The sequence below is a fragment of the Azospirillum aestuarii genome, from assembly GCF_016632405.1.
In the GTDB taxonomy this organism is placed as follows: domain Bacteria; phylum Pseudomonadota; class Alphaproteobacteria; order Azospirillales; family Azospirillaceae; genus Azospirillum; species Azospirillum aestuarii.
Genome location: NZ_JAEPIV010000005.1, coordinates 91749 through 112940, shown reverse-complemented (window position 1 = coordinate 112940; position 21192 = coordinate 91749). Strand labels below are relative to the sequence as shown.

Annotated in this window: 22 protein-coding genes and 2 tRNA genes; 13 read left to right on the top strand and 11 right to left on the bottom strand. The window is 68.2% G+C overall.

Annotated elements, in window-relative coordinates:
• Nucleotides 1–6: 6 nt before the first annotated feature.
• Complete coding sequence (locus JJL56_RS12965; protein ID WP_145626010.1) at nucleotides 7–1017, bottom strand: TRAP transporter substrate-binding protein; 1011 nt, start codon at nucleotides 1015–1017, stop codon at nucleotides 7–9.
• Nucleotides 1018–1146: 129 nt separating this feature from the next.
• Here JJL56_RS12965 and JJL56_RS12960 point away from each other — a divergent pair, with 129 nt between their 5' ends.
• The 3 genes from JJL56_RS12960 (at nucleotide 1147) to JJL56_RS12950 (ending at nucleotide 5689) form a co-directional block, all read left to right on the top strand.
• Nucleotides 1147–3198, top strand: a complete 2052-nt coding sequence (locus JJL56_RS12960) for a sensor histidine kinase (RefSeq protein ID WP_345772572.1) — start codon at nucleotides 1147–1149, stop codon at nucleotides 3196–3198.
• Entirely contained in the window at nucleotides 3191–3793 is a 603-nt protein-coding gene (locus tag JJL56_RS12955; RefSeq protein ID WP_200485336.1) for a response regulator transcription factor, read from the top strand. Before JJL56_RS12960 ends, JJL56_RS12955 begins: the two co-directional genes overlap by 8 nt.
• A 132-nt stretch (nucleotides 3794–3925) precedes the next feature.
• The gene (locus JJL56_RS12950; protein WP_145626008.1) at nucleotides 3926–5689 is read left to right on the top strand and encodes a sensor histidine kinase; all 1764 of its coding nucleotides are present in this window, start codon (nucleotides 3926–3928) and stop codon (nucleotides 5687–5689) included.
• Between the two features lie 76 nt (nucleotides 5690–5765).
• Here the strand turns inward: JJL56_RS12950 and JJL56_RS12945 are convergent, their stop codons facing one another.
• The gene (locus tag JJL56_RS12945; RefSeq protein ID WP_145626007.1) at nucleotides 5766–6086 is read right to left on the bottom strand and encodes a hypothetical protein; all 321 of its coding nucleotides are present in this window, start codon (nucleotides 6084–6086) and stop codon (nucleotides 5766–5768) included.
• 510 nt (nucleotides 6087–6596) lie between these two features.
• Nucleotides 6597–6863: a (2Fe-2S)-binding protein gene (locus JJL56_RS12940; protein WP_145626006.1), complete on the bottom strand. Its 267-nt coding sequence runs from the start codon at nucleotides 6861–6863 to the stop codon at nucleotides 6597–6599.
• A 116-nt stretch (nucleotides 6864–6979) separates the two neighbouring features.
• Between JJL56_RS12940 and JJL56_RS12935 the strand changes: the two genes are divergently transcribed.
• Together JJL56_RS12935 and JJL56_RS12930 are read left to right on the top strand one after the other, a co-directional pair.
• Nucleotides 6980–7243 carry a hypothetical protein gene (locus tag JJL56_RS12935; RefSeq protein WP_200485335.1) on the top strand — a complete coding sequence of 88 codons (264 nt, stop codon included), beginning with the start codon at nucleotides 6980–6982 and terminating at the stop codon, nucleotides 7241–7243.
• 9 nt (nucleotides 7244–7252) lie between these two features.
• Nucleotides 7253–8212, top strand: coding sequence for an SAM-dependent methyltransferase (locus JJL56_RS12930; protein ID WP_200485334.1), 960 nt, complete (start codon nucleotides 7253–7255; stop codon nucleotides 8210–8212).
• Between the two features lie 6 nt (nucleotides 8213–8218).
• Here the strand turns inward: JJL56_RS12930 and JJL56_RS12925 are convergent, their stop codons facing one another.
• Nucleotides 8219–9259, bottom strand: a complete 1041-nt coding sequence (locus tag JJL56_RS12925) for a patatin-like phospholipase family protein (protein ID WP_200485333.1) — start codon at nucleotides 9257–9259, stop codon at nucleotides 8219–8221.
• A gap of 314 nt (nucleotides 9260–9573) precedes the next feature.
• On the opposite strand from JJL56_RS12925, the gene JJL56_RS33670 reads away from it, so the two are divergent.
• A complete protein-coding gene (locus JJL56_RS33670) occupies nucleotides 9574–9702 on the top strand; it encodes a hypothetical protein (RefSeq protein WP_256380053.1) in 129 nt (42 codons plus the stop codon).
• A 48-nt stretch (nucleotides 9703–9750) separates the two neighbouring features.
• Here JJL56_RS33670 and JJL56_RS12920 read toward each other — a convergent pair whose 3' ends face one another.
• The 4 genes from JJL56_RS12920 to JJL56_RS12905 form a co-directional block, all read right to left on the bottom strand.
• Nucleotides 9751–10374, bottom strand: a complete 624-nt coding sequence (locus JJL56_RS12920; protein WP_200485332.1) for a LysE family transporter — start codon at nucleotides 10372–10374, stop codon at nucleotides 9751–9753.
• A gap of 19 nt (nucleotides 10375–10393) precedes the next feature.
• A complete protein-coding gene (locus JJL56_RS12915) occupies nucleotides 10394–10849 on the bottom strand; it encodes an Lrp/AsnC family transcriptional regulator (protein WP_145626002.1) in 456 nt (151 codons plus the stop codon).
• Between the two features lie 50 nt (nucleotides 10850–10899).
• On the bottom strand, nucleotides 10900–11193 hold the full coding sequence (locus JJL56_RS33930; RefSeq protein WP_200485331.1) for a rubredoxin: 294 nt from the start codon (nucleotides 11191–11193) through the stop codon (nucleotides 10900–10902).
• Between the two features lie 87 nt (nucleotides 11194–11280).
• On the bottom strand, nucleotides 11281–12600 hold the full coding sequence (locus tag JJL56_RS12905; RefSeq protein ID WP_200485330.1) for a pentapeptide repeat-containing protein: 1320 nt from the start codon (nucleotides 12598–12600) through the stop codon (nucleotides 11281–11283).
• 427 nt (nucleotides 12601–13027) lie between these two features.
• Here JJL56_RS12905 and mepK point away from each other — a divergent pair, with 427 nt between their 5' ends.
• Nucleotides 13028–13555 (top strand): peptidoglycan L,D-endopeptidase MepK, encoded by a 528-nt coding sequence (gene mepK, locus JJL56_RS12900; protein ID WP_247889440.1) that lies wholly within the window; start codon nucleotides 13028–13030, stop codon nucleotides 13553–13555.
• Nucleotides 13556–13639: 84 nt separating this feature from the next.
• Here the strand turns inward: mepK and glmS are convergent, their stop codons facing one another.
• A complete protein-coding gene (glmS, locus tag JJL56_RS12895) occupies nucleotides 13640–15466 on the bottom strand; it encodes a glutamine--fructose-6-phosphate transaminase (isomerizing) (RefSeq protein ID WP_200485329.1) in 1827 nt (608 codons plus the stop codon).
• A 57-nt stretch (nucleotides 15467–15523) separates the two neighbouring features.
• Nucleotides 15524–16879 carry a bifunctional UDP-N-acetylglucosamine diphosphorylase/glucosamine-1-phosphate N-acetyltransferase GlmU gene (gene glmU, locus JJL56_RS12890; protein ID WP_200485328.1) on the bottom strand — a complete coding sequence of 452 codons (1356 nt, stop codon included), beginning with the start codon at nucleotides 16877–16879 and terminating at the stop codon, nucleotides 15524–15526.
• A gap of 305 nt (nucleotides 16880–17184) precedes the next feature.
• On the opposite strand from glmU, the gene gph reads away from it, so the two are divergent.
• Nucleotides 17185–17865 carry a phosphoglycolate phosphatase gene (gph, locus tag JJL56_RS12885; protein WP_145625996.1) on the top strand — a complete coding sequence of 227 codons (681 nt, stop codon included), beginning with the start codon at nucleotides 17185–17187 and terminating at the stop codon, nucleotides 17863–17865.
• A gap of 145 nt (nucleotides 17866–18010) precedes the next feature.
• Nucleotides 18011–18289: a hypothetical protein gene (locus JJL56_RS12880; RefSeq protein WP_200485327.1), complete on the top strand. Its 279-nt coding sequence runs from the start codon at nucleotides 18011–18013 to the stop codon at nucleotides 18287–18289.
• 4 nt (nucleotides 18290–18293) lie between these two features.
• Here the strand turns inward: JJL56_RS12880 and JJL56_RS12875 are convergent, their stop codons facing one another.
• Nucleotides 18294–19199, bottom strand: a complete 906-nt coding sequence (locus tag JJL56_RS12875; protein ID WP_200485326.1) for a DUF3108 domain-containing protein — start codon at nucleotides 19197–19199, stop codon at nucleotides 18294–18296.
• 165 nt (nucleotides 19200–19364) lie between these two features.
• On the opposite strand from JJL56_RS12875, the gene JJL56_RS12870 reads away from it, so the two are divergent.
• The 4 genes from JJL56_RS12870 to panC all read left to right on the top strand — a co-directional run bounded on the left by JJL56_RS12870 (nucleotide 19365) and on the right by panC (nucleotide 21098).
• Nucleotides 19365–19439 (top strand) — tRNA-Val (locus tag JJL56_RS12870).
• A 132-nt stretch (nucleotides 19440–19571) separates the two neighbouring features.
• Nucleotides 19572–19646: transfer RNA gene (locus tag JJL56_RS12865), tRNA-Val, on the top strand.
• A gap of 232 nt (nucleotides 19647–19878) precedes the next feature.
• A complete protein-coding gene (locus JJL56_RS12860) occupies nucleotides 19879–20043 on the top strand; it encodes a hypothetical protein (protein ID WP_014240656.1) in 165 nt (54 codons plus the stop codon).
• A 164-nt stretch (nucleotides 20044–20207) separates the two neighbouring features.
• Complete coding sequence (panC, locus tag JJL56_RS12855) at nucleotides 20208–21098, top strand: pantoate--beta-alanine ligase (protein WP_145625993.1); 891 nt, start codon at nucleotides 20208–20210, stop codon at nucleotides 21096–21098.
• Nucleotides 21099–21192: the final 94 nt, after the last annotated feature.

Below are 21192 nucleotides of genomic sequence, written 5' to 3'. Positions count from 1 at the left end.
ACCGTGTTATTCGCACTTGGCGGTGTCGGTCTCGGTCTTGATGCTCGCCAGCAGCTCCTTGCCGACGCGCGACGCCATGTCCTCATGGACCGGCAGCATCGCCTGGCGCCACGACGCGCGCTCGTCCTTGGTCAGCTCGTAGAACTTGGTCTTGCCGGCGGCCTTCATCGCCTCCAGCGCCTTGTCGTTCTCTTCCTGGGCGATGTTGTTGGCGTATTCGGTCGCCTCCTTCATCGCGCCGTCGAGCTGGGTGCGGACGTCGGCCGGCATGCCGTCCCAGAACTTCTTGTTCACGATGACCGCGTAGCCCAGATAGCCGTGGTCGGACAGCGTGGCGTGGCTCTGCACCTCGTGCATCTTCTGGGTGTACATGTTGGACGGCGGGTTCTCGGTGCCGTCGACGACGCCGGTCTGCAGCGCCTGATAGACCTCGGAGAAGGCCATCACCTGCGGCAGGGCGCCGAGCGCGCGCATCTGCGCGTCGAGCACCTTCGACGACTGGATGCGCATCTTCAGGCCCTTGAAGTCCGCCGTGGCGTGCAGCGGCTTGTTGGCGCTCATGATCTTGAAGCCGTTGTCCCAATAGGCCAGACCGGTGATGCCCTTGTTCTCCAGCTTCTGGAAGAGCTGCTTGCCGATCGTGCCGGTGGTGACCTTCACCAGGGCGGCCTTGCAGGGGAAGATGTAGGGCAGGTCGAAGATCTCGAATTCCTTGGCGCCCAGCGGACCGAACTTGGCCAGCGACGGGGCCAGCATCTGCACGGCGCCGAGCTGCAGGGCCTCCAGCTCTTCCTTGTCCTTGTAGAGCTGGCTGTTGGGGTAGACCTCGACCTTCACCTTGCCGCCGGTGCGCTGTTCGGCCAGTTGCTTGAACTTCTCGGCGCCCTTGCCCTTCGGAGTCTCGGGAGCGACGACGTGGCTGAACTTGATGACGATCGGCTCCTGCGCGGTGGCGGCGGTGGCGGCCATCAGGCAGCCGGCGGCGACGGTGGCGCACAGCAGCGAAACGAACTTCATAGGGGTCATCCTCCGTTTGTTGTTGGTCAGACTGATGGTCCGGCCTTTGATATTCTTTCATTGTTCGATAATTTCTCCCCCGACGCTATTGTGGAAATCCGTAGCTGTGAACGTGACATATTGGTTGCCGTGCCAACACCTCTCCCCCCTCTGACGAACGGTGCGGCCAGCGCCGCCTACGGCCTCGGCCAGCGCGGCCCGGTTCAGGCCATGCCGATCGTCGCGATGGCGCTGGTTGTCCTTCTGTTCGGCGTCTTCCTGTGGGTGCTCCACCGCAGCGAGCGGGAGGAGGAGACTCTCACCCTCATCAAGGACGTGCTGTGGGTGGAGCAGAACCTGCATTTCCAGCTCACCTCCGATGAGGAGAAGCTGCAGTATCTCGCCGAATCGCTGGGGCGCGAGGACACCGCGCCGGTGAACTACTCGGTGATGGCGCGCCACATCGTGACGGTGAACCCGGCGATCCAGCGCGTGGTGCGGCTGGACCCGCAGGGCCGACCGGTGCGGTCGGAACCGCCGGTGGACGACGGCCCGGCCCTGGACGACGCCTTCGGCCCCAGCCCGCGCGCCGACGCCTTCCTGATCGCCCGCTCCTCGGGCCGGCGGGCCTATTCGGCGCCCTACCGGCTGGGGGCCGCGGACACCGCCTTCGAGGTCGTCATCCCCATCTTCCGCGGGCAGGAATTCGCCGGCGCGCTCGCCGGTGTGCTGTCGATCGACGCCCTGCTGACCCATCACGTGCCCTGGTGGTTCGCCCAGCGCTACCAGCTGGAGGTCATCGACCCCTACGGGGCGGTGCTGGGGACGAAATCGCGCATCGCGATGCCGGAGCCGCGGCGCAGCCACGTCGTGCCCTTCGATCCGCCGGGGCACGGCCTGACCCTGGTCGCCACGCTGCATCAGCTGTCCGGCAACCTTGGCCGCAACATCCTGATCGCCGCCATCTTCGCGCTGACCGTTTCGGCCCTGTGGAGCCTGTGGGCGGTGCGCCGCCACATCGCCCGGCGAATCCGGGCGGAGGAGGCGCTGCGCGCCGAGCACGCCTTCCGCAAGGCGATGGAGGACAGCCTGACGGTGGGCATGCGCGCCCGCGATCTGGACGGCCGCATCATCTACGTGAATCCGGCCTTCTGCCGCATGGTCGGATGGTCGGCGGAGGAACTGGTAGGGGCGGGGCCGATCATGCCCTACTGGCTGCCCGAGGATCTTGTCCACACCGAGGAGGTTTTCCGCGCCGTCCTGGCCGGCAACGCGCCGGCCAACGGCTTCGAACTGCGCTTCCGCCGGGCCAACGGCGAGCGGTTCGACGCGCTGATCTACGAGGCCCCTCTGATCGACGCGAAGGGGCGGCACACCGGCTGGATGGGCTCCGTCCTCGACATCACCGAGCGCAAGCGGGCGGAGGAACTGGCCCGCCAGCAGCAGGAACGGCTCCAGCAGACGGCGCGGCTCATCACCATGGGCGAGATGGCCTCCACCCTGGCGCACGAGCTGAACCAGCCGCTGTCGGCCATCGCCAGCTATTGCACCGGCTGTCTCAACCGCCTTCAGGCCGGCAGCATCCGGCCGGACGAGTTGGCGACGGCGCTCGAAAAGCTGTCCGGGCAGGCCAAGCGCGCCGGCCAGATCATCCGCCGGATTCACGACTTCGTGCGCAAGAGCGAACCGAACGTCGCTCCCTGCTGCCTGTCGCAGGTGCTGGAGGATTGCGTGGCGCTGATGGAGGCCGACGCCCGCCAGCAGGGTGTGAAGCTGGTGCTGGAGATGGGGCGCGGCCTGCCGGCGGTGATGGCCGACCGCATCCTGCTCCAGCAGGTGGCGGTGAACCTGATGCGCAACGGAATCGAAGCGATGGCGGCGACCCGTCGCGACCGCCGCCGGCTGAGCGTGACGGTGCAGGAGGTCGACGGGTCGGTCCTGACGCGCATCCAGGACCGCGGTTGTGGCATTTCGCCCGAAAATGCGGAAAAACTGTTTTCTCCCTTCTTCACCACCAAGACCGAGGGCATGGGCATGGGCCTGAACATCTGCCGGTCCATCATCGAACATCATCAGGGGCGCCTGTGGTTCGAGCCCGCGGCGGACGGCGGCACCGTGTTCCTCTTCTCCCTGCCGGTCCTGTCCGCCCCGTCTTTGACGGACGCGACGGAGTCCCAGGACGAGAGACCGCAGGATGTGTGAGCCGAAGCTGCACATCGTCGATGACGACGAGGCGATCCGCGACGCCCTTGGCTGGCTGTTCCAATCGCGCAACGTCCCGGTGGCCTCCTGGCCGTCGGCGGAGGCCTTCCTTGCCGACTACGACCCTGCCATGGCCGGTTGCCTTCTGCTCGACATCCGCATGGAGGGGATGAGCGGGCTGGAGCTGTTCGACCGGCTGTCCGCCATGGGCTGCCGGATGCCCGTGCTGTTCCTGACCGGCCATGGCGACGTGCCGATCGCGGTGTCGGCCTTGAAGAAGGGCGCCCGCGACTTCGTGGAGAAGCCCTTCAACGACAACGATCTCGTCGACCGGGTGATCGAGGCGCTGACCTTCGACGCCGGGGAGCGGGCGCGGCAGGCCGGGCAGGCCGGCGTTGCGGCCCGGCTGGCGACCCTGACCCAGCGCGAACGGCAGGTGATGGGGCTGGTGGTGGCCGGCAAGCTGAACAAGGTCATCGCCGACGAGCTGGGAATCAGCATGCGGACCGTCGAGGTGCACCGCGCCCACGTCTTCGAGAAAATGGGCGTCAAGACGGCCGTGGAGCTTGCCCGCATACTCGCGTCGGTGGGGTAAGGAGGCGCGAGAGCAACCGACGGACTTGACAGGCGGGCGGATGCGGGCGACCCATTGGGACGGGACGTGCACGCCGCCTTCCCCTTTCCAGTCCGTACGCCATTCCGTTTCCGTCAAAGGTCGGAGAGTGCCTTGCGCCTGCCCTCATCGACGCTTGGTCTGGGGCTAGCCGCCATCGCCCCGCTGCTGCTGTTCCTGGCGGTGGTGGTCTGGATTCTGGATCTCCGGCAGCAGGACGTGCTGGCGGCGGAATTGGCGGCGCAGGCCCGTTCCGTGATGGTCGCCATCGACCGGGAATTGGAAAGCAAGGCCCGCCCTCTCGAACTTCTGGCCGCGTTGAGCCGCGACACGGTGGACGATCTCACCTTGCTGAAGTCGGAGGCCGCGGAGGCCGTGCGCAGCCAACCGGGTTGGCTCGCGATCGGAATGGTGAGGGTGGAGGATATGTCCCTCCAATTCCATACCCAGTACCCGCTGGACGCTCCGCTGCCGCCGCCGCGCCTGGACGAGGTGACCCGGCAGGTGGTCGCCGCGCGGCGGACGGTGGTCGGCGGTGTTCTGCCTCCGGGGGGGCCGCCGGGGCGTCCGGCCTTGATTGTCCGTGCGCCGATCCTCGACCCGGAAGGCCCCCCGGACGCGCCCGTGCGGCACGTCCTGTCGCTGGCGGTCGGGCTGGACGGGCTGGGTGCCGTGTTGCGCGGCTCGGGAATTCCCCCGGCTTGGACGGTGTCGGTGGTCGATCCCACCTTGGTCATCGCCGCGCGGTCCCCCGATCCCGACCTGCATGTCGGCCAGAAGGTCAGGGAACAGATGGTGCCCCGGCTGATGGAACAGAATCCGAAACCGTTTTCGGCGACGACGCGGGAAGGGCAGGAGGCGCTGGTTCTCGTTCACCGGTCGCAACAGACCGGCTGGTCGATCATCGTGGCCGTTCCGTTCGAGCAGATCAGCGGCCAGTTGAACCAGACCCGCACCACCATCCTGGCCGGTGCCGCGGGTGCCGGGCTGGCGACGCTGGTGCTGTCGCTGGTGGTGACGCGCCATGTCCGCCGCCGCCGCCACGCCGAGCGTGAGGCCCGTCAGGCCCGCGAGGCCATGCTGGCGGAGCAGCGCCGCCGGTTGGAGGCGGAGAAGGAGCATGCGGAGGCCGCCAACCTCGCGAAGTCCGATTTCCTCGCCAACATGAGCCACGAATTGCGCACCCCGCTGAACGCGATCATCGGCTTCAGCGAGGCGTTGCTGTCCGGCCTGTTCGGTCCAAGCCCGCCGAAGCACCAGGAGTACATCGCCAGCATCCACGTCTCCGGCCAGCATCTGCTGTCGCTGGTCAACGATGTGCTGGACATGGCGAAGGTGGAGGCGGGGCGCCTGGAGCTGTATCCGGAGCCGGTCCGGGTCACGGTCCTGCTGGGCGAGTGCGTCGAGTTGGTGGAGGCGCTGGCCGGCCAGAAGGGGGTGCGGGTGGAGTGCCCTCCCGTCGAACCCGGCCTGACGGTGATGGCCGACGCCATGCGCTTGCGGCAGGCGCTCCTGAACCTGCTGTCCAACGCCATCAAGTTCACGCCGGCGGGCGGGTGCGTGCGTGTGGAAGCGGCGCGTGGCGGGGATGGCTGCGTGACGCTGGCCGTCGCCGACACCGGCATCGGCATGTCACCGGAGGACGTCAAGATCGCGCTGGAGCCCTTCCGTCAGGTGAACAGCTACATGACCAAGGCCCATTCGGGCACGGGGCTGGGGCTGCCGCTCGCCAAGCGCTTTGTGGAGGCCCATGGCGGGCGGTTGACGTTGAGCAGCGCCCCTGGGGAAGGCACGGTGGTGAACATCGTCCTTCCGGGCACGCCGTCGCCCACTCCGCCGGCCGAACGTGGGGCTGTCCTGCTGTTCAAGGCGGAGTGATGCGGCCCGGTAAAGGGCGTTCGCCGTTTCGGGGCGCAACCGTTTCGGAGCGCAACCGTTTCGGGGCGTCTGGCGGTCAGGCCGCCTTGCGCGACAGGCCGGCTTCCAGGTGGTCGATACCGCTCACCAATTCTTCCGCCGCCTGGTCGGCGACGGCACGGGCGAAGGCCCAGGCATCGTCCGTGGCGATGCGCGCCGCCTCGACGCGGGCGCACAGCCGGTTGTGCTGGCCGCGCAGGGCGTCCAGCGTGCGTTCCATCTCTTGCCGGCTCATGGCTTCACGAACCTCGGGGCCGGACCGCTCCACCAGCGACCGCAGCCGGTCCAGCCGGTCGGCGGTTTCCTGGAGAAGGTCGCGGCATTTGACGTCGTAAGCGTGCCGGTTGCGGCAGCCCATTTCTCACTCCTCCCTTCGGATCGCATGGGGACCGTTCGCCTGATCGTCAGGCCTGTGGTCCGGAGCGGCGCTGCACAGCGGACGCTTCGTCTGCAATATGTGCATCGCAGCAAAAAATTCGCTGCAGCGCCAAAAAAAGAAATCCGTCTGGTTGCCTTTCATAGACGTATGAAAAGCATTTCCAGCTCCCAAGAACTTTAAGTTTTGTGTGTCCTGCCCAGTCGGGAGCGTTCCATGCCGCTCCGAAGTCTTCGGATTTCTTGAATCCGGTTGGACTCTTTCTGCATCATCGCTCCCGCCCCGTCAAGCGGACCAGGGGGATAAGACTATGGCGATTTGTCGCAGCCTAATGGAAGATCCCAACTGGTCCGGACAGGCAGAAAAGCGGCACAAAACGGCCGCTTCGCCCCGAAATAAATCGACGGACTTCTGGATTAAAGCAGGAAACCACGCCGAAGGGACGGACGCTGTTGTCGTTGCGACTTGGAAGGTGGGGCAGGGTGGCGCCCGTTACTCGGCCGCGATGCCGTAGGGGAAGTTTTCGGTGTTGGCCGGTTCCGGCAGCGTGGCGGGATGCTGCGTTGCGGCGTGGCTGGGGCAGGTCGGGCATTGGTTCGCGCAATGGCTCTGCGCCATCTCCCGCATCATCGGAACGCATTTGCCGCACTGGACCTGACGCTCATAATGCCGGAAGACGGAAGCCGGGGTGCGGGCGCCGTTCTCCAGCGCCTTGGTAACCTGCTTGTCGTTCAGCGCGTGGCAGATGCAGACGTACATGGGCCCCCGGCAGCGGTGCGTGTTGTGCGGTCGTGCTGGGGGCAATGTGCTGCGACTGAGAATGATTGTCAATTGATCTGAATCATGACGGCCAAATTTGAGCGTATTGCGACGGAATGTCACAGTTCGAACGAAGGGATGATGCGGCTACCTCCGTCGTCGATGCCTTCCTTCAAGCGGTGGGGGACGCGGTGCTGCGAATGGGACGGCTGCCGATTGCCGGAGTTGCGGTCCTCTGGGTCGGCGGTGCCGCGGCAGAGGCCGGGCCGCCCGCGTGGGACCCGCCGGGCTTCGACCGGGCGGCCATTCACGGGCGTCTGAACGCGGGGATCGCTGATTCCTTCGACCGCGCTCTTGCAATCGAACGCCAGGAGCGCTAGCCCCTCGGCATGAGCGACTCATCCGACACCTCGTCCGCCCGCGCGACCCCGGCGCACACCTCCCTGGGGCAGACCATCTATTTGGCGCCCGAAGGCTTCGTGCCGGACCTTGTGGCCGAACTGGGCGACGTGGCGGCGGTGGAGGACCGGCTGGTCTTCGCCGACGGACCGGCGCGCCCGGCCGCCTGGGCGCAGAACATCTGGCACGATCCGGTGCGGATCGAGTTCGCGTCGATCAAGGAAGGCGCGCGGACGCTGCGCTCCATCCAGCGCAACTGGGCGCTCTGGACGTTGCGCCATCACCGTCGGGCCAGCCTGATCCAGGACAACCTGCCCCATGTCTCGGCCAAGCCGGTGGTCTTCCCGTCGCCGCTGCCGACTGCCCCGCTGGGCTCCTGGACGCTGCTTGACGAGAACACCATCGTCGCGGCGGCGCGCTGTTCCAGCCCCTACCGCCACGGCGAGGTCACCTTCGTCGAGAACCGGACGGTGCCGCCCAACCGCGCCTATCTGAAGCTGTGGGAGGCGCTGACGCTGTTCGGGGAGCAGCCGGGGCCGGGTGACCGCTGCATCGACCTCGGCGCCTGCCCCGGCGGCTGGAGCTGGGTGCTTCACGAGCTGGGCGCCAGCGTGGTCAGCGTCGACAAGGCCCCGCTCGACCCGGCCATCGCCGCCCTGCCGCGCATCACGTTCCGCCAGGAGAGCGCCTTCGGCCTCAAGCCGCAGGATGTCGGGCCGGTGGATTGGCTGTGCTGCGACGTGATCTGCTACCCCACGCGCCTGCTGCGGCTGGTGAACCAGTGGATGGAGAGCGGGCTGGCCAAGCGCTTCATCTGCACGCTGAAGTTCCAGGCCGAGACGGACCACGATACGGCGCGCGCCTTCGCCGCGATCCCCGGCGGGCGGGTGCTGCACCTGCACCACAACAAGCACGAACTCACCTGGATGTGGCCGGCGGCTCCGGTCTGAGCGTGGTCACGCCCGGCGCAGCGCCAGTTCCAGCGCGGGCTTGAGGATCGACGCGGCGCCGTAGCCGATCTCCACCACCTCCTCCGCCCGGTCGAACTCCAGGATGCCGATGTGGGCGAGGCGCGGCGCGATCAGCACGTCCGGCGGCTCGCCGGCCAAGCGGGAGCGGGTGATGCGGTCCTGCATGATGTCGATCGACCCGGCCATCACGTCCATCACGTTGGGCGGAACGTTGGAGGCCGGGGCGCGCGTCAGCTGGTCGGCGAGGAAGCGCGTGCGCGCCGCCGGGCGCCGCCCCATCCAGGAGGCGATTTGCGAAGTCAGGGTGGAGAAGACCGGCGAGGTCGCATCCCCCGCCGGGGCCATCGCCACCTCCGGAACGGGATGCGCCTCCTGCATTTGAGGCGCCTGCATCTGGGCCGGCTTGGCCTCCGCCGCCTTGCGCAGTTTGGCGGCCCCGCGTCCGGAGGGGCGGCTCAGCGGCGACAATTCGCTGTTCAGGTTGACCGCGATCACCACGTCCGCCCCCAGCGCGCGGCAGAGCGACACCGGCACCGGATTGACCAGCGCGCCGTCCACCAGCCAATGATCATCGCGTCGCACCGCCGGGAACAGACCGGGCATGGCGGCCGAGGCCTGCACCGCGCTGAGCATCGGCCCGTCGCGCAGCCAGATCTCCCGCCCGGTGCCGAGGTCGGTGGCGACCGCGGCGAAGGGCTTGCGGAGCTGCTCGATGGTGACCTCGGTCCGGTGGTTGCGGAAGCGGTCGAAGGTGCGGTCGGCGGCCAGCAGCCCGCCGCGGCGGAAGGTGAGGTCGATTATGCCGAGCATGCCGAGCCAGCCCATGCTCTGCGCCCAGGCCTGCAACTCGTCCAGCTGGTCAGTCAGGTAGGCCGCGCCGACCACCGCGCCGATGGAGGTTCCGCAGATCACGTCGGGCTCGACCCCGATCTCCTCCAGCGCGCGCAACACGCCGATGTGCGCCCAGCCGCGCGCCGCCCCGCTGCCCAGGGCCAGTCCGATCTTCAGTCCGCTCACCGCCAGCACCTCGTGTCTTGTGGGCTTGGTCAGGCTCGTCCGGCGCCGACGCGTCGATGGGTGTCCAAAGGGATTTGGGGCATCGGACCGTCGGTGGAAACCCTTCCATCCGGGGGACGCGGAACGCGCCCGAAGGCCCCCTCATGGGGGATGCCGAAAATTGTACCCGCTTTTGCCCTCTATTTGACTTGTATCACATTTTCTTCCGATTACCTGTGGCATTCCAATGGATGAAAGAGTTTCCGGATGACGTTAACCAAACATCAACTGGAAGCGTCCAATGTCGCTCCCATCACGGACAATCAGGGATGGCGGAGGTTGCCATGGCCCAGGATCTCAAGAGTTTCAAGAAGGATTGGCAGCGCTGGTCGGCGGCGGAGAAGCTGACGGCGGTGGCCATCCTGATCGTTGCCGCGGTCGCGCTGGGCGGTCCGGTGACGATTCTGTTCTGACATCGCACCGGGTGACCGGCGCATTGCGCCTCCTCACAGGCCGCCTCCTCACAGCAGAGAGGCGAGGGCCGCGATCCCGAACCCTCCCAGCACCGCGCCCGAGCCGCGGTTGATCCACAGCATGGCGGCAGGCGTGACCCGGCGCCGGAACGCCCCGACCGAGGCGCTGAGCCCCAACCACCACATCGCCGACCCGGTGAAGACGCCCGCGACGAGCAGGGCGGCCACGCCCGTGCTGTTCCCGTCCCCCGCCGACACGCCCAGCCCGCCGAACACCGCGGCGAAGCTGAGGATGGTCGCCGGGTTGGCCAGCGTCAGCGCGAAGGTGGAGGCGTAGGCTCCGGCCAGACCGCCGCCGCCGCGGGCGTCCGCGGCGCGCTCCGCCGGGCGGGCGCGCAGGGTGCCCCAGCCCAGCCACAGCAGCACCAGCCCGCCCACCAGCTTCAGCGCCACCTGCGCGCCCAGCAGCGCGTCGGTGACCAGAACCACCCCGAAGCCGGCGATGGCACCATAGACCGCGTCCGCGCTGGCCGCGCCGAGCCCGCTGACGAAGCCGTGCGCCGGCCCGTCGGCCAGGGTGCGCCGGATGCACAGAAGCCCGACCGGCCCGACCGGGGCGGCGATGCTGAATCCGATGATCAGGCCCTTCAGCAGGGCGGGCAGCGCGTCCATGGCGGATGCTCCGGGTGGGTCAGTCTGACTCGATGGGAAGGACCGGCGTTTCCTTGACCGAGGACAGCGCGATCACGGTGTGGGAACGCACGACGCCGGGAAGGGCTTTGAGCCGGTCGGACAGGAAGCGCTCCAGCGCCTCCGTGTCGGCCACGCGCACCTTGAGCAGATAGGACCAGTCCCCGGTGACGTGGTGGCATTCCTGAACCGCCGGCGTGGCGCGCATGGCGTCGCGGAAGGGCGCGTCGTGCTCCGGACGGTCGAGCAGCACCTCGACGAAGGCCAGCACGTCCAACCCGGTGGCCTTGGGCGACAGCCGCGCCCCCCAGCCCTGGATCACGCCGTTCGCTTGCAATTTCTTCAGCCGTTCGTTCACGGCGGACACCGACAATCCGACCGCGGTCCCGATGTCGGCGTAGGAAGCGCGTCCATCTTCCTGGATGTGCGCTATGATTTTGCGGTCTGTATCGTCCATGACAGCAATATTTGCCGAAGAGGCGCGGAAGAGCAAGGATGATTTGCTGATCAATCGCCCATGCGGCGGAAATCCGGCTTGCCGGCGCCGCAGCGCGGGCAGAACCAGTCCGCCGGCAAGTCCTGGAAGGCGGTGCCCGCCGGCTCGCCGTGTTCCGGGTCGCCGTCGCGGGGGTGATACTCGTAGCCGGGGCAGTCGCCGCCGCCGCACCGCCAGATTTCGGACAGGCGCGGGTCGTTGGCCCGCGCGGGGCGGACGAACAGGGCGATGAGGGCGGTGGGGAGCAGGCGCAGGGCGCCACGCCGGAGGAGGGGGCGGGAAAGGGGGTGGGGAAGGGTGGGCATGGCGGACCGTCCGGCGGATCGAGGTGCCGCACTATGCGCCGCGGTCCTTTGCGGGATGATGACGGTCGTGGAACGAAGGCAGGCGAGTCAGCGCCGCCGCGGCGCCTTGCCCTTGAAATGGGCGCGTTGGAGCTTCGCGCCGGTCAGATCGGCCCCGTCCAGGTCGGCGTTCTCCAAATCGGCGTCGGTCAGGTTGGCCTGGACCATGCGGGAATCGGTCAGCATCGCCTGCCGCAGATCCGCACCCATCAGATTGGCGGCCCAGGAGCGGCCGGTGGGCCGTCCGCTGGGGTCCTTGATCTCCGCCGGCCCGAGGTTGACCCGCGTCAGATCGGCGCCGGTCAGCCGGGCGAAGCTGAGGTTGGCGCCGCACAGGTCGGCCCCCATCAGGTTCGCGTGCTCCAGATTGGCGCCGGACAGGTCGGCCATCATCAGCCGGGCGCCGGTCAGCGCCGCGTCGGACAGGTTGGCGCCGCGCAACGAGGCCGCGCTGAGATTGACCCCGCGCAGGTCGGCGCGGCTGAGGTCGGTGCCGTCCAGATCGGCGCGCTCCCCGCGCTGGCCGACGCTGTCGATCCAGCGCTCATGGTCGAAGATCGCCCGCTGGATTTCCGACCCCATGCTGTCGATCGGGCGGGTCAGGCAGGCGGAGCCGAGCTTGGCTCGGGAAAGGTCGCAATCGACCATCCGCGTGCCGACCAGATCGGCGTTGTCGAAGGTGCAGCCGTCCAGCAGGGCGCCGCTCAGGTTGGCCCCGTTCAGCCGCGCCCCGGACAGGTTGGCGTCGGTCAGAACCGCGCCGGTCAGGTCGGCGTTCTGAAGCACCGCCCCGCACAGGTCGGCTTCCGTCAGGTTGGCACCGGCCAGCACGGCGCCGGTCAGGTCGGTCGGAATGCCGCTCTCCGCCGTGGCGCCACCCTGAAGGCGGGCCAGGGCGGTCCGGTGGCTTTGCCGGATGGCCTCGGCGTCCTGGGCGTCCGGATGGGCGTCCGGGCCGGTGCCGCGGCGGGCGGTCCCCCCCGGCTCCAGCGTGCCGGCGCGCAGGTCGGCGTCGCGCAGATTGGCGTTCGAGAAGTCGGCGGAGCGCAACCGGGCGCCGCGCAAGTCCGTCTGCATCAGGTTGGCGCGCGTGATGTCCGCGTCGCGCAGGTCCACGCCGAACAGGTCGGCGCCGGCCAGATTGGTGCCGCTGAGCCGGCAGCGCGCCAGCTTCGCCCCGACCAGCCGCGCGCCGCGCAGGTCACGCTGCGCCAGATCGGCGCCCTCCAGGTCGGCCAGCACCAGATTGGCGCGCGCGCCGCCCGGCTGGCCCTTGATCCAGCGGGCATGCCGGTCCAGCACCTCGGCCAGTTGATCGGGCCGAAGATAGGAGGGAGCCGGCGCTGGGGCTGTGGCGACGGGGGACACGGGCAGGAATCTGACGGGGGTTGTTTCCACTACTCAAACTATGGGGGTAGATTCCTTACCGAAGGCTAAACGGCAAAGGCCGCGGCAGTACCCCTTATGGTTGCCGTTTTTTGCCCTGCTCTTGTCACGATCGGTTCCGGCGGGGGACTCGGGCGAATCGGGAGCGCGGTCTGCTGTATTTCACCCCTGTAACGCATCCCACCGCGTTTCCGGCCGCCTCAGGGCCACCCTGGCAAGCCCAGGAAGGACGGGCGTTTTAAAGTCGTTAACCATTGGTTTCTTGACAGAAGCGGGGGCGCTGCCGCCAAAAGGCGTCGGACAAAAAGGGGCGCTTTGCGCGTCGACCCGTTCGGGACCCCATGGAGGCATGATGACCGAGGCCAAATTCCAACCGACCCCAGCAGCCAAGCTCGGCCGGAGGGAACTGTTGCGCATCGGTCTGGCGACGGCCGCCGCCGGGATGGTGATGGCCCCGGAGGTGTCGGAGGCGGCGTTGCGCGCTCCGCCGCGGCAACTGGTCCTGCTCAACCTCCACACCGGGGAGCGGGTGCGGGCGGAATACTGGTCCAAGGGCCGCTACCAACGCGACGGGCTGCGCGAGATCAACCACCTGCTGCGCGACCACCGCACCGGGGCCGTGCACCCCATCGACCCCAAGCTGCTCGATCTGCTCCACGCGCTGACCCGCAAGGTCGGCGGCAAGACGCCGGTGCACATCATCTCCGGCTACCGCTCCCCCGAATCCAACGCCTGGCTGCGCGAGCAGGACGGCAGCGGGGTCGCCCAGAACAGCTTCCACATGCAGGGCAAGGCCATCGACCTGCGGGTGCCCGGCCTGCCGTTGCGCAGTCTGCAGCGCGCGGCGCTCAGCCTGCGCGGGGGCGGGGTGGGCTATTATCCGGACAGCAACTTCGTCCATGTGGACGTCGGTCCGAAGCGTTACTGGGCGTCCTGAGCGGCCTCCCGAACGGAAAATGAAAAGCCCCCGCCGGATGGACGGGGGCTTTTCCTTGGCGGGACCTGGTTCGACCGGGCCGCCTTACTCGACGGTGACCGACTTGGCGAGGTTGCGCGGCTGGTCGACGTCGGTGCCCTTGAGCACGGCGACGTGGTAGGCCAGCAGCTGGACCGGGATGGCGTAGAGCAGCGGGGCGACCAGCGGGTCGCAGGCCGGAAGCTCCAGCGACCAGCGGACCTTGTCGGACAGCTTGTCGATGCCCTTCCTGTCGGCGATCAGCAGCACCTTGCCCGACCGCGCGCAGACCTCCTGGACGTTGGACACCGTCTTCTCGAACAGGTTGTCCGACGGCACCAGGACGATCACCGGGACGCTCTCGTCGATCAGCGCGATGGGGCCGTGCTTCAGTTCGCCCGCCGCGTACCCCTCGGCGTGGATGTAGCTGATTTCCTTCAGCTTCAGCGCGCCTTCCAGGGCCAGCGGGTACATCGCGCCGCGGCCCAGATACAGCACGTCGCGGGCCTCCGCGACCTCCTGCGCCAGCTCGTGCAGGCGCTCGTCGTGGGCCAGCACGTCGGCGGCGCGGGCCGGCACCTCGCGCAGCGCCTGGGCGATCTGCTGCATCCGCTCCGCCGGGATCACGCCGCGGGCGTGGCCGACGGTGACCGCCAGACAGGCCAGCGTGGTCAGCTGCGTCGTGAAGGCCTTGGTCGAGGCGACGCCGATCTCCGGACCGGCCATGGTGTAGAGCACCGCGTCGGATTCACGCGCGATGGTGCTTTCCGGCACGTTGACGATGGACAGGATCTTCTGGCCCTGGCGCTTGCAGTAGCGCAGCGCCTCCAGCGTATCCAGAGTCTCGCCCGACTGGCTGATGAACAGCGCCACGCCGCCTTCCGGCATCGGCGCCTCGCGGTAGCGGAACTCCGAGGCGATGTCGACCTCGACCGGCAGGCGGGCCAGCGTCTCGAACCAGTATTTGGCCACCACGCCGGCGTAATAGGCGGTGCCGCAGGCGACGATGGTCAGCTTCGTCGCCTTGGCGATGTCGAAGCTGGTCTCCGGCAGGGTGACGCGGCCGGTCTCCGGGTTGATGTAGGCGTTCAGCGTGTCGCCGATGACCTGCGGCTGCTCATAGATCTCCTTGAGCATGTAGTGCCGGTAGCCGTCCTTGCCGATCAGCGCGCCGGACAGGGCGGTGGTCTTGACCGGACGCTCCACCACCGCGTCGCCGGCGTCGTGGATCACGGCGGCGGTGCGGGTCAGCTCCACCCAGTCGCCGTCCTCCAGATAGCAGATGCGGTTGGTCAGCGGCGCCAGGGCGAAGGCGTCGGAGGCGAAATACATCTCGCCCTCGCCGTAGCCGACGGCCAGCGGCGTGCCGTGGCGGGCGCCGACCAGCATGTCCTCCTGGCCGGAGAACAGCAGCACCAGCGAGAAGGCGCCGGTGAAGCGCTTGAAGGAGGCGGCGGCGGCCTCGACCGGACCCAGCCCTTCCTTCTCCATGTAATAGGTGACGAGGTGGGCGATCACCTCGGTGTCGGTGGCGCTTTCGAAGACGTAGCCGTGGTCGATCAGCTCGGCCTTCAGCTCCTGGTAATTCTCGATGATGCCGTTGTGCACCACGGCCACGCGGTGGGTGGCGTGCGGGTGGGCGTTGTTCTCGGTCGGGCCGCCGTGGGTGGCCCAGCGGGTGTGGCCGATGCCGATCACGCCCGGCAGCGGCGCCTCGCGCAGCTTGGCGTCGAGGTTGATCAGCTTGCCCTCGGCGCGGCGGCGCTCGATGCCGCCCTTGACCAGCGTGGCGACGCCGGCGCTGTCGTAACCGCGGTATTCGAGGCGGCGGAGACCCTCGACGAGACGGGGGGCCGCGTCATGCGTGCCGATGATGCCGATGATGCCACACATGAACCTGCAACTCCTGAATGATGGCCGGGGCCGGGTGAACGGTCAACCGGGGCAATCTTACGCCTTTTTCGCTTTCTCGTTTTGCTTCCGTTCGCGGAAACGCTTGGCCCAGCCGGTGTAAGCCTGCTGGCGCCCGCGCGCCACGACCAGCGCGTCGCCCTCGACGTCGGTGGTGACCACGCTGCCCGCCCCGACGATCGCGCCGTCGCCCACCCTGACCGGAGCCACCAGCGCGGTGTTGGAGCCGATGAAGGCCCCGGCGCCGATGTCGGTGTGGCTCTTGGCGTAGCCGTCGTAATTGCAGGTGATGGTCCCGGCGCCGATGTTGGCCTTCGCCCCCACCCGCGCGTCGCCGATGTAGGTCAAGTGGTTGACCTTGGCTCCGGCCTCGATCTTCGCGTTCTTGATCTCGACGAAGTTGCCGATGTGGGCGTCCGGCCCGATCTCCGCCCCCGGACGCAGGCGGGCGTAGGGGCCGACCTGGGCGCCGCTGTCCACCCGCACCTGCTCCAGATGGCTGAAGGCCTTGATCTCGACCCGGTCGGCGACGAACACGCCGGGGCCGAACACCACGTGCGGGCCGACGATCACGTCGCGGCCGAGGCGGGTGTCCACACAGAAGGTGACGCTGTCCGGGTCGGTCAGGGTGGCGCCGTTGTCCATGGCGGCCTTGCGCAGGCGGCGCTGGATCAGCTTCTCCACCTCCGACAGTTCGGCGCGGGAGTTCACGCCGACGACCTCCGCCGGGGCAGCCTCGACCACCGCGCAGGCCATGCCGTTGCTGCGGGCGATCTGCACCACGTCGGTGAGATAGTATTCGCTCTTGGCGTTGGCGTTGCCGATCCGGCTGATCAGGTCGAACATCCGCGACCCGTCGAAGGCCATCAGCCCGGCGTTGCACAGGGTGACCTGGCGCTCCTCCTCGGAGGCGTCGAGATACTCGACGATTTTCTCCAGCCCGCCGCGGGCGTTCAGGATCAGGCGGCCGTAGGCGCCGGGATCGTCGGGGCGCATGCCCAGGACGACGACCGCCGGGTCGCTCGCTTGGCGGCGGGCGGCGACCATGGCGCGCAGCGTGTCCGGCGTGACCAGCGGCGTGTCGCCGTAGAGCACCACCACGTCGCCGTCGAATCCCTCCAGCAGGCCGAAGGCAGCGCGCACGGCGTCGGCGGTGCCGCGCTGCTCGTGCTGGACGGCGGTGGGGTAGGGGGCGACGGCGTCGGCCACATTGTCCATGCCGGGGCCAACCACCACGACCACATGGTCGGGGTCGAGCGCCCTCACCGCGGACAGCACATGGCCGACCATCGGTTGGCCGGCAACGCGGTGCAGGACCTTCGGCAGGTCCGACTTCATGCGGGTGCCTTTGCCGGCGGCGAGAATGACGCAGGCGAGCGGGCGGTGCTGAGTCATCGGATATCCCTGCAGTATTGGAAACGGGTTATGGCAAAGGGGTGGAAAAGCGTACGCATCAAAATCCGGGCAAACGGTCTGTGCTCAAGCATTGAGTGCCACATCCGGCGCCAGGACCCCAAGTCAACTTTTGTGTCAATCTGACATACACAAAACGCGGCCCGAGGGTGTACGCACGCCGCGCCAGCGGCACCGAAGGGCCTATGCCGGGGGCGTGTTGCCTGAACAAGGGGTCGCCGTCGGAGGAGGGGCGTGCTATCGAACGGGGTGCCGCTCGCCTTTGGACTATCATGGAACTCGTGCCGATGTCCGCCATGTCCGCCACCATTCCCTTCGCCGCGGTCGTCTTCGACCTGGACGGCACGCTGATCGACAGCGCGCGGGACATGACCCGCGTCCTGAATCGCACCCTGTCCCGCTTCGCGCGGCCCAGCCTCAGCGAAGCGCAGGTGCGCGGCATGGTGGGCGACGGGTCGGCCGCCCTCGTCCGGCAGGCTTTCGCGGCGACCGGCGACGCCCTGACCGAGGATGCTCTGCGGTCGGCCCTCGACGATTACCTCGACGCCTATTTCCAGGACGACGAGCCCCCGGTGCTCTATCCCGGCGTGCCGGAAACCCTGGCGGCGCTGGCGGAGGGTGGGGTGAAACTGGGGCTGTGCACCAACAAGCCGGAACGGATCACCCGGAAACTGCTGGAGGCGCTGGGCCTCTCGCCCCTGTTCTCCGCGCTGGCCGGCGGCGACACGCTGCCGGTGAAGAAGCCGGACGGGCGCCATCTGTCCTGGGTGGTCGAGGCGCTGGGCGGCGGCAGCGCCGCGATGGTGGGGGACAACCGCAACGACGTGAAGGCCGCCCGCGCCGCCGGGGTCCCGGTGGTGGCGATGACCTACGGTTATCCCCGCATGCCGGTGCAGGAGCTGGGCGCCGACATCCTGCTCGATCGCATCGCGGACCTGCCGGACGCCCTGCGGCGGCTGGGCGGCTGAGCGGCCGGCCGGGTTGCCGCATCCAGCGGGGGCTTCGCCGTAGGTCTCCTTCTTGTCATGGTTAACGAGAGATTAACGGTGGCTAACGAAAGGTAAATGTAGTTGGATGGGTGCATCGAATGGTGGTGAGCGAAGGAGACACCCGATGGCCCAGATCCTTGCCTTCCCCGGTAAGACCCAGACCGGCAAGACCCTGTCCGCCGACGCCCTGTCCATCGAAGCCCACATCGCCACCCACGCTCCGGCCAACAGTCAGATCGACTCGGCCACCGCCGACTTCGATCGGATGATGGCTCACCACAGCGACCTCCAGCGCAAGATGGACGAGTTCAACCGCTTGTGCGAACAGGCGCTGGCCGAGCGGCCCATGGCCGAACTGCTTTATCATCCCACCGCCTGCAGCGGCAGCGTCGGGCGCGCCTGATCCTTCAACGAAGCGGTGACGGCACCGGCCCGGCGGGACGCTCCGCCGTCTGGTCGGTCTTGCGCACGGCGGTGAGGTGGACGACCACCCCGCCGAATCCGCTGTCGGTCTCCAGCCGGACGGGCAGGGGCGGGCCGGCCCCCTCCACGGGAGCGATCCACAGATCGACGGGCGGGCGCTCCTCCCGGTTTCCACCGCGTTGCCAGAAGGGTTGGCGTGGCGTGCGCTCGTAGCCGGCGATCGGCGTGTGGGACACCCGGCATTGCCGCGCCGCGCCCGAAAACACCGAATGGCGCGACATCCCGACCATGGTCATTCCCCGGTCCGTGAAAATCATGTCGTAACGGCGACGCCCGTCATAAATGGGCACGGTGCGCTGGCATCCCCCGCCGTGAAGCGCGGCGAGCAGCAGTTCCACGACGCCGCTCAACGGATCACGGGTCTGCCGGCTGAGCGCTTCGGGGACGGGGGCGCGGTCCTCCTCTTCCGGGGGCGGGGAGACCTGCGTGCGGACGCTGCCGTCCGGGCCGTAGTCCAAGGTGACGGTCCGGGGGGAGCCGCGCAGAACGCCGGACTGGGTGTGGCGGATCGGGGCGACGCCGTCGGGCCGGACCGTGCCGACGCTGAGCGATTGGGTGTCCCAGGGGAACAGCCGCCCCAGAAAGCCGTCCGTCGCGGCGTTGACCTGGACGCTGTAGCGGCCCTCGGTCAGGGTCAGTTCCGCCCACGCGTCGAGGACGGCCACGCCGCCGACATGGACGCGGTAGTCCAACTGCCAGCGCTGCGCCAGGGCGGGCAGGGGGAACAGTCCGGCGAACGCCGCGCACATTCCTGCGATGAGGCCGGCGACGAGGGCGGCCGAGGGACGCTTAATAGGAGGCTGGGTGGGAAGCGCGGTCCGGTGCGTCATGTCCATTGGCTCATCGGGGGCTCCGAGCGGAAGGGCTTCTTTGATATTGGTGTGAAACAGGTGCTTGACAGGAGGGGGCGGGGCCTTTAGAAACCCGCCTCACCGCAGCGGTGGCAACGACGCGACAGCGAAACGAGCCTGATGCCGACGCGGTTTTACTGGGATGGGCGCATAGCTCAGCGGGAGAGCACACCCTTCACACGGGTGGGGTCGTAGGTTCAATCCCTACTGCGCCCACCATCCCAAAGTCCGGTGGTTCATGGGCTTTGCGGATGGTACCATCCCCTCCACCTTAAGGGCCGGTCAGGATCGGGGTCCGTCGGGCCTCGTGTTTCCGTCTCCGCGGTGCGTCAGCGGTTGTTTCTTTGGGATGGGCGCATAGCTCAGCGGGAGAGCACACCCTTCACACGGGTGGGGTCGTAGGTTCAATCCCTACTGCGCCCACCATCCCAAACACCGCCCTTTCTCCGGTACATCGTTGGAATTCGCCAGTAATGAGCCGTCGCGCAGGTTGCGCCGGCATGTGCTGGAGGCATGATGCCGTCCGGAACTCCTGCCCATTTGCGCGTGCCTTTTTGAGACGAACGCCGCCGCAGTTGATTCAGATCAGCTACAGCGCGTGGGGTTTTCGTCTATCGCTTCCAACATCCGATTTGCTCAATCATCTGGAAGCAGTGACATGGAAGATACGCGCGTGACCCTTCTCGCCCTCGGCCTGCTGGTCGTGGCGCTCGTCGTGATCCTCGGTTCGGTGGTCCTGTCTCCGGCCACCCTGGTCCTCCTGGCCACGCTCGGCGCCTGGGTGAACCTGACCTATCTGGTCGTCGTCACGCTGATGCGTTGACCCTTCCACGGGCGGGGCGGGCTCCGCGGCCCCTCCCGCCCGCCGGCCCGCCCGCCGGATGGATAAATTTCAAATTCGGGCGCTGCCGGTTAATTCCATGACTGGACAGCGCCGGGCCGGCGGTTTATCCCAGCGCCGTTTATGACGCCTGTGGAGCACCCGCCATGACCTCCCTCGCCGCCGCCCGCCCGCCGGAGTCGGATCTGCCCTTGCCGGTCGTCCGCAGCGTGGACGATCTCCGCGCCCAGGTTACCGCTTGGCACCGCGACGGCAAGACGGTGGCCCTGGTGCCGACCATGGGCGCGCTGCACGACGGCCATCTCGCTTTGGTGCGCCGCGCGTGTGAACTGGCCGACCAAGTGGTCGCCAGCGTCTTCGTCAACCCCACCCAGTTCGCCCCGCACGAGGACTTCGACCGCTACCCGCGTGACGAGGCCGGGGATTCGCGCAAGCTCGCCTCGGCGGGCTGCCATCTGCTCTACGCCCCCACCGTGCGCGCGATGTATCCGGAGGGATTCGCCACGGCCATCTCGGTCGGCGGCCCGGCGGAGGGGCTGTGCGGCACCTTCCGGCCCCAGATGTTCGGTGGCGTCGCCCTGGTCGTGACGAAGCTGTTCCTCCAGGCCCAGCCCGACGTGGCGGTGTTCGGGGAGAAGGATTACCAGCAGCTCATGGTCATCCGCCGCTTCGCCCGCGACCTCGACATCCCGGTGCGGGTGGAGGGGCTGCCGACGGTGCGGGAGGCCGACGGGCTCGCCATGTCGTCGCGCAACGCCTATCTGTCCGCTGACGAGCGCGCCCGCGCGCCGGAGCTGAACCGCGCGCTCCTCGACGCCGCCTCGGCGCTGGCCGGCGGTGCCGAGGCTGCGACGGTGCTGGAGGCGGTGCGGGCTCGCATCACCGCCGCCGGTTTCGGCTCCATCGACTATGTCGAGCTGCGCGACGCCGACACATTGGAGCCGGTGAGCCGCGTGGAACGTCGGGCGCGCCTGCTGGCCGCCGCTTGGATGGGCAAGGCCCGCCTCATCGACAACGTGCCGGTCCTTCCGGCGTAACCGCCGGCGTTCCATCCCCGGCTCGCACGCCTGCCCACGCCACGCGAAGGATCGCAGAGCGGGCGAGGTGCCCTATACTCTCTGCCGAACGCGC